3 protein-coding genes are annotated in these 11,408 nt (G+C 65.5%); all 3 read left to right on the top strand.

Annotated features, from left to right (window positions below):
• Positions 1-3,823: LamG-like jellyroll fold domain-containing protein (locus NGF19_RS29765; RefSeq protein ID WP_252428967.1), on the top strand; the 3,823-nt coding region annotated here is incomplete at its 5' end.
• A gap of 242 nt (positions 3,824-4,065) precedes the next feature.
• Complete coding sequence (locus NGF19_RS29760; protein WP_252428965.1) at positions 4,066-10,527, top strand: RHS repeat-associated core domain-containing protein; 6,462 nt, start codon at positions 4,066-4,068, stop codon at positions 10,525-10,527.
• On the top strand, positions 10,527-10,955 hold the full coding sequence (locus NGF19_RS29755) for an Imm1 family immunity protein (protein ID WP_252428963.1): 429 nt from the start codon (positions 10,527-10,529) through the stop codon (positions 10,953-10,955). The genes NGF19_RS29760 and NGF19_RS29755 overlap by 1 nt, the downstream gene beginning before the upstream one ends.
• Positions 10,956-11,408 lie beyond the last annotated feature (453 nt).

Here is an 11,408-nt window from a genome sequence, read left to right as displayed (position 1 = left end):
TGAGATAGCACTGTCCTGGCCTGGGACGCTTCCTGCCCCACGGATCGAGGGTGATAGCGCAACGTATCCGGATGTCCTGCCTGGTGTGGATCTGCGGCTGGGGGCACAGGAGGACGGGTTCACACAGTTGCTGGTGGTCAAGTCGGCTGAGGCCGCGGCCAGTAAGGAGCTTGCCGCACTGCGGTTGAAGCTTGACGGCGAAGGCGTGAACATCCAGAAGGCGGACGAGGGTGGTCTGGAGGCTGTCGACAAGGGTGCCGGCAGTGCGGTGTTCGAGGCGCCGCAGCCGCTGATGTGGGACTCCAGTGAGGGTTCCGCTCCGGAAGAGCCAGCAACGGTGCGGCCGTTGGGTGCGACCTCGGCTGAGGAGCCCGGCAGTGGCGAACCGGGGGCGACGGAGTCGGGCAAGCTGGCGCCGGTCGGTGTGGAAGTGTCGGCCGGCCAGGACGAGTTGGTGTTGAAGCCGGACGCCGACGTGTTGAAGGGTCAGGACACGGTGTATCCGGTGTTCATCGACCCGCAGTGGTACACGCCGAAGGCGTCGGCGTGGACGATGGCGTCGAAGTACTGGGCGTCCTCTCCGCAGTGGAAGTTCAACGGTGCTTCGGACGCCGGGATGGGCTACTGCAACTGGTCCTACTGCGAGCCGAACGACACCAAGCGTCTCTTCTACCGGATCCCGACCTCGACGTTTGCGGGGAAGTCGATCCTGTCGGCGGAGTTCGTGGTCCACAACACCTGGTCTGCGTCCTGCGAGGCGCGCAGCGTGCAGCTGTGGCAGACCAAGGACATCTCGTCGTCGACGACGTGGAACACCCAGAACGCCTCTGGCTTCTGGGTCAAGCAGCTGGCGTCGAAGTCCTTCGCCTACGGCTACTCCGGTTGTGCGGCCAAGGACGCGGAATTCGACGTGAAGTCGGCGGTGCAGACGGCCGCGAACAACAAGAGCGCGACGATGACCTTCGGCCTGCAGGCGGCCAGCGAGTCCGACGCCTATGGGTGGAAGCGGTTCTCGGACAAGGCGTATCTGCGGGTGAAGTACAACCGTCCGCCCGCGCAGATCAAGATGTCGCAGCTGACGATGGAGTACGGCGGCACCTGCAAGAAGCCTGCGGACGCGGCGCGTGTGCGCACCCTGGGCAAGGTCTCCGCGAACAACGTCACCGACCCGGACGGCGACACCGTCGCGGTCGAGTTCCAGGCGTCGTGGGATTCGGGGGACGGCAAGGGGGTGATCGCGCGGTGGAAGCCGGCGTTGACCTCGTCCAAGAAGTCCGGGTCCAACTTCTCGATCAGCCTGCCGTCCAATGTGCCGCAGAACAAGAAGATCTACTGGCAAGCGCGCGCCTATGACGGGGCTCAGTACTCGCCGTGGTCGTCTGCAGGTGATCCGACAGCCTGCTACTTCTACTACGACACCTCGGTGCCGAAGGCGCCTTCGATCGCCTCGGGCGAGTATCCGGCCTCCGATCCGGAGAACCCGGACGACCCGTGGTACGACGGGGTGGGCAAGTACGGCTCGTTCGAGCTCAAGGCCGCAGACACTGATGTGACCAAGTACTGGTTCGGTATCAACGGTGACCCCACGTCGGCGAACACGATCACCACGACCGCGGGTGCCGCGAAGATCGCGAAGATGCTGCCGGCCAAGGAAGGATTGAACTTCGTCACCGCCAAGGCGTTCGACCAGGCGGGTAACGGCAGTGAGATCCGCACCTACCAGTTCCGGGTGAAGAACGGGCAGCCGGAGCGGGCGATGTGGCAGATGGACGAGCCGGCCGGGGCAAGCCAGGCCACAGGCAGCTCCGGTGCACGCGTCGCCACGTTGCACGGCGGTGCCACCACCGGCGTAGCGGGCAAGAAGGGCACCGCTCTGCATCTGGACGGCACAAGCGGCTACGCGGCAACTGACATCCCGACGGTCAACACAGCCAACGGGTTCAGCGTCTCGGCCTGGGTCAGGCTTGACCAGATACCTACCAAAGCCGCCGTTATCGCGGCTCAGCCGGGCAATTATTCCCCGGGCTTCGAGTTGTACTACTCCCAGGGTTACGACCGGTGGGTCTTCAACCAGTACACGTCCGACACTCCGGGGGCCTCTATCGCGCGGGCGATGGCCCCGCAGGCCGGCGGCGTGAGCGCGAATGAGTGGACCCATCTGGTGGGTGTGTACAGCGGGAGCGACAAGGAGTTGCGGCTGTATGTGAACGGGGCCCTGACCGGCTCCACGCCCTACACGACCGCATGGGATGCGCGCCGCGGGCTGCAGATCGGAGCCGCGAACCTCAACGGCATCGTCACGAACTACTTCCCCGGCAGCATCGACGACCTGCGGATCTTCGACAAGCCGGTCAGCGCCACCGAGGTCACCCACCTGTACCGCCTCGAACCGATCGGCAACGGACGCACCGCCCGCGCGGTGTTCCCGCTGGACGAGGAGACAGGTGCCACCGCGGTCGAAGGGCATGCCGACACCCAGCCCCTGACACTCGCCGGTGACGCCCAACTCGGTACCCCCGGCGTCGCCGGCCGTGCACTGAAGCTGGACGGCACGAGCGGCTACGCGCACACCGAGGCCCCGCACGCCGATACCCAGCGCCCCTTCACCATCTCGGCGTGGGCGAAGCTGGACAAGAAGCCCACCAGCGCCGGCATCATCGCGGCGCAGGCGGGCAAGGACAAGCCCGGCTTCGAACTGTACTACTCGGCTGCATACGACCGTTGGGCGTTCAACCAGTACTCCGCCGACGCCCCGGACGCGACCCCGATACGGGCCATGCAGGCCGACGGCGTCACCGCCCGCGCCGGGGAATGGGTGCACCTGGTCGGTGTCCATGACGCTGTGGCCGACACCCTCACCCTGTACGTGAACGGTGTCATGGCAGGCTCGACCAAGCTGGGCGGGGCGTTCTACGCGGGCCAGTCGGTGTATGTCGGCGCCGGTATCTACAGCGGGGCCATGGCCTCTTACTTCCCCGGCACCATCGATGACGTCCGCCTACTGGACCGCCCGGTCTCGGCCGAAGAAGTCCAGCAGATGTTCAAGCAACGCCCGCTGGTCAAGGCCCGTTGGATGTTCGAGGAGACCACCGGGACCGGCCCGGTGACCACTCCGAACGCGGTGTCCGGAGGCGGCGCGCTCACTCTGAACGGCGGCGCCAAGAAGTCGGACTTCGCCTTCATGGACTTCGGCAGCCTGGAGCTGGACGGCGTCGGCGGCTACGCGGCCACGACGTCCGTACCGGTCGACACCAGCGCCAGCTACACCGTCACCGCCTGGGCGCAGGCCGCCGCCCTGCCACAAAGCGGTGTCGCGCTGGTCAGCGCCGAAGGCACCAACCAGAGCGCCTTCACCGTCCGCTTCGTACCCGATGCCGCGAACCCGGAAGGCCGTGGCCGCTGGGAGCTGGCGGTGCCGGACAAGGACGGCACGGACGCGACGGTCGTACGCGTGGCCAACAGCGAGTTCTACGACGCACGGGACTGGAACCACCTGGCCGTCGTCTACGACGGCTTCGCCAAGCAAGCCCGCCTCTACGTCAACGGAACGCTTCAGGAGATCTCCTGCAGCGGCACCGACGACGGCCAAGACGACGACACGGGCTGCGCGACCCCGGCCTCCTGGGCTGAGAACACGCTTGCCTTCAAGGCGACCAAGTCCTTCCAGGTCGGCCGCGCCAAGACCGACGGGGCCTGGGGCGAGTACTTCCCCGGCCTGGTCGACGACGTCTGGGCCTTCCAGGGCGCACTGACCGACGAACAGGTCGCGTATCTGGCCTTCACCTGGTTCGACGTACCGACCGAGGTGCCCGGCACCAGCTGAGTAGCACGACACGCCACGGAGCGCTGAAGCCACCGTCAGACAGACCGGCCGATCTGCCACGCGTCGGCCTGACATAGCCGCAGACGTTCCAGGCGACTACTGACGCAACGGCGGCGGCCCGGACCTCCCGGGCCGCCGTAACACCCGCGCGCGAAAGGCCATTCGACTTCCACTCCGGCCTGCTCTGCGACACACAGGCTGACGTGCAGCGAAAAACGGACGAAGGACGGAATGAACGACAGATGAACCACAGATCAGGCAAACGACTCAAAGCGCTGCGGCGACGTATCGCACTGGGCTCGGCCGCAGTCATGGTCGGCACCCTTCTGCAAGGGGTGGCGCAGCCCGCTGCAGCTGCGGACGCCGGGACGGGGCTCCCCGCCCTTCCTCAGTCCGAGAAGCCGGTACCTGTCTCCGCGGTCAAGACCAAACCGCGCACGCTGATGAAGGGGCCGCGTACTCCGCAGACGCCCCCCAACGCGGCCTGGCCGAAGACAGCCACGGCAGTCGTCGAGCTGCCAGCCCCCGCCGCGAAGGGCACCGCACACACGGCTGCCCAGGCCACGGGGCTGCCGCTGACGCTGGACACAGAGGGCAACGCCGACGCGAAGTCAGCGAGCGGCGCCGTCGAGACGCGCGTCCTCGGCTCCGAGGCCGCGAAGAAGGCAGCGGTTGACGGGGTCCTCATATCCCTGCGCCTGAAGGACAAGGGCCAAGGCGGACAGGCGGGTCGGGCCGGTCGGGTGCGGGCGAAGCTGGACTACTCGGGCTTCGCCGACGCCTACGGCGGCGGCTATGCCTCCCGCCTCACCCTGGTGCAACTGCCCGCATGCGCACTTACCACCCCCAACAAGGCGCACTGTCGCACCAGCGAGCCGGTGGCGACGGCCAACGACACCAAGAAGCGGACCCTTACCGCGCAGACCGTGTCTCTCACCGCGGGTACTCCCATGGTGCTCGCCGCCGTGGCGGAGACGCAGAGTGCGAAGGGGGACTACAAGGCCACGTCGCTGTCGCCTTCCGCGACCTGGAACACCAACCTGAACACCGGTGACTTTGCCTGGTCGTACGACATGCCGGTACCGGATGTTCCCGGCGGAATGACACCGAACGTCGGGCTGTCGTACTCGTCGGGTTCCGTCGACGGTCGCACCGGAAACACCAACAACCAGGCGTCCTGGGCTGGCGACGGCTTCGACTTGTGGCCTGGCTTCATCGAACGCCGATACAAGCCCTGCGCCGAGGACGGCGTGAAGAACGCGGACGGCAACAAGCCCGGAGACCTGTGCTGGGCCTACGACAACGCGTTCCTCACCTTCAACGGCAAGGGTGGCGAGCTGGTTCCGAACGGCGCCGATTCGTGGAAGCTGAAGAACGACGACGGCACCAAGATCGACCGCCTGACCTCCAGCAACCGCGGCAACGGCGACAACGACGGCGAGTACTGGCGGCTGACCGATACCGATGGCACCCGCTACTACTTCGGCTACAACCGGCTGCCCGGCTGGGCGGACGGCAAGCCGACCACCGACTCCACCTGGACCGCCCCCGTCTTCGGCAACGACACCGGCGAGCCCTGCCACGCCTCGGCGTTCGCCGACTCGTGGTGCCAGCAGGCCTGGCGCTGGAACCTCGACTACGCCGTCGACGTCCACGGCAACGCCGTCGCCTACTACTACAACCAGGAGACCAACTCCTACGGCCGCAACCTGAAGGCCAGCGACAACACTCGCTATGTGCGTGGCGGCACCCTTGACCACATCGACTACGGGCTGAAGTCTTCCTCGATGTACGGCACCAAGGCACTGGCCAAGGTCAGCTTCACCAGTGCCGAGCGCTGCCTGTCCACCACCGCCTGCTCGGACATCACCAAAGATGCCGCCTACTGGTACGACACCCCTTGGGACCTGAACTGCGACAGCGGCAAGGAGTGTGACAAGGGCCGCCTCTCCCCGGTGTTCTTCACCCGCAAGCGGCTTGCCCAGGTGACCACTCAGGTCTACGACGGCAGCACCTACAAGGATGTCGACTCCTGGCAGCTGACGCACCGGTGGGGCATGGCGGATACCGACTACCAGTTGCTGCTGGACTCGATCCAGCGCACTGGGCACACTGCCACCCCTGCGATCACTCTGCCGAAGACGACCTTCGCCTACACGCAGCTCGTCAACCGGTTGGACAAGACCGGCGACGGTTACCCGCCTTTCGTCAAGGACCGTCTGTCCACGGTCGCCGATGAATCCGGTGGGCAGATCGATGTCAACTACTCGAAACCAGCCTGCGACTTCAATGCTCTGCCGACTCCGCAGACCAACACGACGCGCTGCTTTCCGCAGTACATCGGCGGCAGCACCACGGATGACCCCGAGCTGCAGTGGTTCAACAAGTACGTGGTCACCTCCGTCACCGCGACCGACCGTACGGGCGGGGCACCGGACCAGGTCACCAGCTATGACTATCTGGATGGTGCGGCCTGGCACTACGACGATGACGACGGGCTGACCAAGGAGAAGTTCAAGACCTGGTCGCAGTGGCGCGGCTACGGACACGTCCGCGTGCAGACCGGTGGCCAGGGCGGTGCCTCGGCGATGAAGTCGCAGGAGGACACGTACTTCCTGCGTGGCATGGACGGCGACCGCAAGGACGCCTCTGGCGGCACCAAGTCCGTGACCGTCACCCTGGGCAGTGGTGAAGGAGATCCGATCACCGACCACGAGTCGGCGGCCGGCTTCGCGTACAAGGCCGTCAGCTACTCGGGCCCTGGTGGCAAGGTCCTGGCCAAGACGGTCAACCGTCCCTGGCACCACGAGACGGCGAAGAAGACCCGCAGTTGGGGCACGGTCACCGCCAACTTCACCGGAACCTCCCAGACCAAGAACTGGACCTCGCTGGACGACGGCGCGGGTGCCAAGTGGCGCACCACATCCACCGCCAACACCTACGACACAGTCGCCGGACGGATCACGAAGGCCGACGACTTCGGCGACGACAGCACCTCCGCCGACGACACCTGCACCCGCACCACCTACGCCACCAACTCCACCGACAACATCCTGAACCTGCCTTCGCGGGTGGAGACAGTATCGAAGGCCTGCGACGCCAGTGTCAGCCGTCCCGCGGATGTGATGTCCGATGTCCGCACCGCCTACGACGGCGGTGCGTACGACGCGGCCCCTACGAAGGGGGACGCAACGGCCAGTGCGGTGTTGAAGGAATACAGCGGCACCACCGCCACCTACCTGGAGTCCGGCACCACTTACGACGCCTACGGTCGCGAGCTGACCAGTACCGATCTGACCGCCGATGTGACGGTCACCGCGGCTGGGGCGATCACGCGGACCGCGCGTAAGGACGGCCGTACGACCACGACCGAACTCACTCCCGCGACCGGTTTCGCGACCACGGTGAAGGTGACCACGCCTCCGGCAAAGGCGGGCGACGCGGCCACCGCGCAGATCACGACCACCACTCAGGACATCTTCCGCGGTCTGACTCAGCAGCAGTCCGACACCAACGCCAATGTAACCAACTTCGCCTACGACGCCCTGGGCCGTTCGACCAAGGTGTGGCTGGCCGACCGCAAGACGGACCAGACTCCGACCTACCAGTTCACCTACACCGTTGAGGACAACCATCCGGTGGTGGTGGGCGCCAAGACGCTCAACAACACCGGAGGCCAGCGCACCTCCTACACCGTCTACGACGGTTTCCTGCGCCCCCGCCAGACCCAGGACCCGGGTTCGGGCGGCGGACGCCTGCTGACCGACACCTTCTACGACGAACGCGGCCTGAAAGCCAAGGAGTTCGCCGCCTACTACGCCGAGGGCGCACCGTCCACGGTCCTGGTCAAGCCGGATGACAAAGAAACGCTGGGTGTGGAGACCCAGAACCGGTACACCTACGACGGGCTGGGGCGCCAGACCGAGGCCAAGCAGGTCGCGGGCAACGGCGACGGCGGACCGGTGCTGGCCACCACGCGGACGATCTACGGCGGCGACCGGACCACGGTGATCCCGCCGGTCGGCGGCACTGCCACCACCACTCTCACCGACGCCCGGGGCCAGACCACCGAACTGCGCCAGCACGTTGCCCGCAGCGCGGAGGCGGCCTACGACACCACCAAGTACACCTACACACCCCGCGGTGAACTGCTGCGGCTGACCGACCCGGCAGGCAGCACTTGGTCGTACACCTACGACCTGCTCGGCCGCCAGCTCACGTCCAGCGACCCCGACAAGGGCACCACCACCAGCACCTACGACGACCGCGGCCAACTGGTCACCTCCAAGGACGCCCGCCCAGGCAGCCCGGCCCTGTGGCACGGCTACGACAACCTCGGCCGACAGACCGAACTGCGCGAGGCCTCGGCCACTGGCGCCCTGCGCGCCGCCTGGACCTACGACACCGTCCCCAACGCCAAGGGCCAGCCCGCTGAGTCCACCCGCTACGTCGACGGCACCGCCTACACCACCAAGGTCACCCAGTACGACCGCCTCTACCGGCCGGTGAGAACCGCCGTGGTCATCCCCGAGCGGGAAGGCGCCCTCGCGGGCACCTACCAGGCCGGTACCGCCTACCTGACCTCCGGACTGGTCGGCGGCGTCAGCTACTCCGCGGCGGGCTCGCTCCCCGGCGGCAGCCAGTCGTTCTCCTACGATCCGGACACTCTGTGGCCCGTCTCCCTGCTGGGGGACGGTTTCAAGGCGGAGACCAGCTACTTCAATACCGGCAAGCCCAGCCAGTACAAGATGTACGGCACGGCCGCCGGCGCCAAGCCGGTCCAGGTCACCAACACCTACGAGTGGGGCACCCAGCGCCTGGCCAACACCCGCGTCGACCGCCAGGACATCGCCGGAGTCGACCGGAACAGCACCTACCACTACGACGAGGCAGGCAACGTCCTGTCCGTCTCCGACGTCTCCCGCGACGGAACCGACAACCAGTGCTTCACCTACGACTACCTGCGCCGCCTCACCGAAGCCTGGACCCAGAACACCACCACCTGCGCCACCACCCCCACCGGCAGCGTGCTGGGCGGCCCGGCCACGTACTGGACCTCCTACACCTACGACCTCGTCGGAAACCGCACCTCGGAAACACTCCACAACACCACAGGTGACGCCTCCAAGGACACCAAGCGCACCTACACCTACCCCACCCCGAGCAGCGCCCACCCACACGCCCTGTCCTCCGTCACCACCACTGATCCGACCGGCACCGCGAAGGACACCTACGGCTACGACGAGACCGGCAACACCACCAGCCGCACCCTCGGCGGCTCCACGCAGAACCTCACCTGGGACGCCGAAGGCCACCTCGCCAAGGTGACCGAACCCGTCCAGGGCGGCTCCGGCAAGACCACCGAATACCTCTACGACGCCGACGGCAACCGCCTCATCGGCCGCACCCCCACCGAAACCACCCTCTACCTCGGCACCACCGAGATCACCCTGGTCAAGGACGCCACCAAGCCCAAGGCCACCCGCTACTACGACCTCGGCGGCGGAAACCAGGCCGTCAAGACCGACGACGGCAACGTCTCCTTCACCCTCGCCGACCACCACGGCACCGCCCAACTCGCCATCGACGCCACGACTCAGAAACTCACCCAACGCCGCACCCTGCCCTTCGGCGGAACCCGCGGCACCGAACCGGCCTCCTGGCCCGGCACCAAGGGCTACGTCGGCGGCACCGACGACACCAAAGCCACCGGCCTCACCCACCTCGGCGCCCGCGAATACGACCCCACCACCGGCCGCTTCATCAGCGTCGACCCCATCCTCGACCCCACCGACCCACAGAGCCTTAACGGCTACAGCTACGCCGGCCAAAACCCCCTCACCTACAGCGACCCGACCGGAACCATCAGGCTGGAGCAGGGAGAAAAGGGGGAAGTCCGTCAGTGCAGCGGCGGCTGGCAGAAATGCGGTGTCCGATCTGCGCCGGTATACGGCCCATACAGCCCCGCCCCGGTAACCACTAGCACCGGGAAGAAGACCAGCGGCTCTGGGGGGACAGGGAAGAAGACCAGCAGTAGCGGTCCTCTGCCGAGTCCGAGTCCAGGGCCAGAACCGACGCCCGGCCCCTACCCGGATCACATTAAAGACCCTGTTCTCAGCGTGTTCAAGTTCCTTTACAGCAAGTTCTTTGGGACGCCTGAGCCTCAACTACTCTGTGATACGGACGGAGTATGCGAATACAAGTCAGTCCAACTGAACATTGTAGCGTGGACCCCGGGAGGCCCGGGATGGGGAACCGGGACGGCTCGCGCTCTCGGGATCGGAGAAGGTGTAGCCGCGCTAAGGGCTTTCGCTCTGCGGAACCTTCCGAAATATGTCGCGAAGGGGAAAACCGTCGGGATTGGAATGGCGGATGGGCGTGCTTTCCGCGTGGCTAGTGGAGCTAAGGGAGCCGATCAGAAATTGATCGATATAGTTAACGGCAAGCTCAGGGAGCGTGGAGTTTTGCCGGGGGCTGCAAAATCGGCTCGCGCTAGCGATGTGGAGCAGAAGTTTGCTGCAATCATGGTTCGGGATGGAATGAAGAAGGGGGATGTTTTCATCAATAATCCTGCCGGTCCGTGCATGCAGCGCCTGGGATGTGACAACGTGCTAGGTGTCATCCTCGGTGACAGGCAACTCACGGTACACTGGCCGAACGGTAAGGGCGGTTTCAATTCCAAGACCTACGGAGGAGTAGAGTGATGAAGGGGCGGGCTGAGGCCTACTATCGAAAAGAGCATGCGGATGGACGCGTAATCGTCACACCCGATGACGCAGATGCGCTCGTCGACGCCCTTCTCGCTGGCCGAGATTCTGAGAATATGGCCGAACTGCACTCGCTGGAACGCCCAACCCTTCCCTCGGGCTTCCCGGATCACGAGTTCCTGGTCGGCGTCGATAAGGAGCTTCAGGTTGGCGTCCTTAGTTTCATGGACGAAAGCGGGAATGTCGTTTCGCTTGGCACTTCAGGGAGGCGAGGGGGTGTTTCCTATTTCATTGCCGGAAATGAAACCGAATTTCCAGGCTACTCGGAAATAGCGATCGATCTTGTGCGTCGGGCTGTAAGGGAATTTATTTCTTCCGGGCGGCGCCCAACCTGCGTTCAGTGGCAAGAGCCTGAGGTCTGGTGAATCACTTTCTCCGCGCGTGCGGCATATAAGTGCTGTGCCGCACGCGCGAGCCTCTTGAGTTGTTAGGCGTATGGGCCTGGGGTCGAGTTGCTGTCGTTACTGCGATTGAACTCGCGGTGTCTTAGGGGTGACCGGTGGTGGTTCGCTCCTGTATCACCGGGGCGCGGTATCCACAAGGGGGCGGATTGACCGCCGAACGACAGCAATTTTGTGAGTAGTTATGGCTTCAGGTCGTGGAGCAGTCCGCTCAGGGTGAGACGTGCGGTGATCGCTAAGGATCTGAGATTCACGGTCGCTGCTGTACGATCATGCAGAACGCGTCTCAGACGCCCCTGCGGATCCGGCGTGAGACAACCAGCCACCAACTCGCCGCCCCGGCTGCTGGATCCTGGCTGGATCTGCACCGAGTCTCCGGTGTTCTCGCAGGTGGCGGCGCTGGTGTTGATGTTCAGG

Origin of the sequence: Streptomyces macrolidinus (assembly GCF_023887685.1) — a bacterium.
In the GTDB taxonomy this organism is placed as follows: Bacteria; Actinomycetota; Actinomycetes; order Streptomycetales; family Streptomycetaceae; genus Streptomyces; species Streptomyces macrolidinus.
The sequence above is the reverse complement of the archived record's forward strand: the minus strand, read 5'-3'. Positions and strand labels throughout refer to the sequence as shown.

Coding starts and splice junctions, on each gene's coding strand:
- NGF19_RS29755 (WP_252428963.1), top strand. CDS start 10,527: ATGAAGGGGCGGGCTGAGGCCTACTATCGAAAAGAGCATGCGGATGGA.
- NGF19_RS29760 (WP_252428965.1), top strand. CDS start 4,066: ATGAACCACAGATCAGGCAAACGACTCAAAGCGCTGCGGCGACGTATC.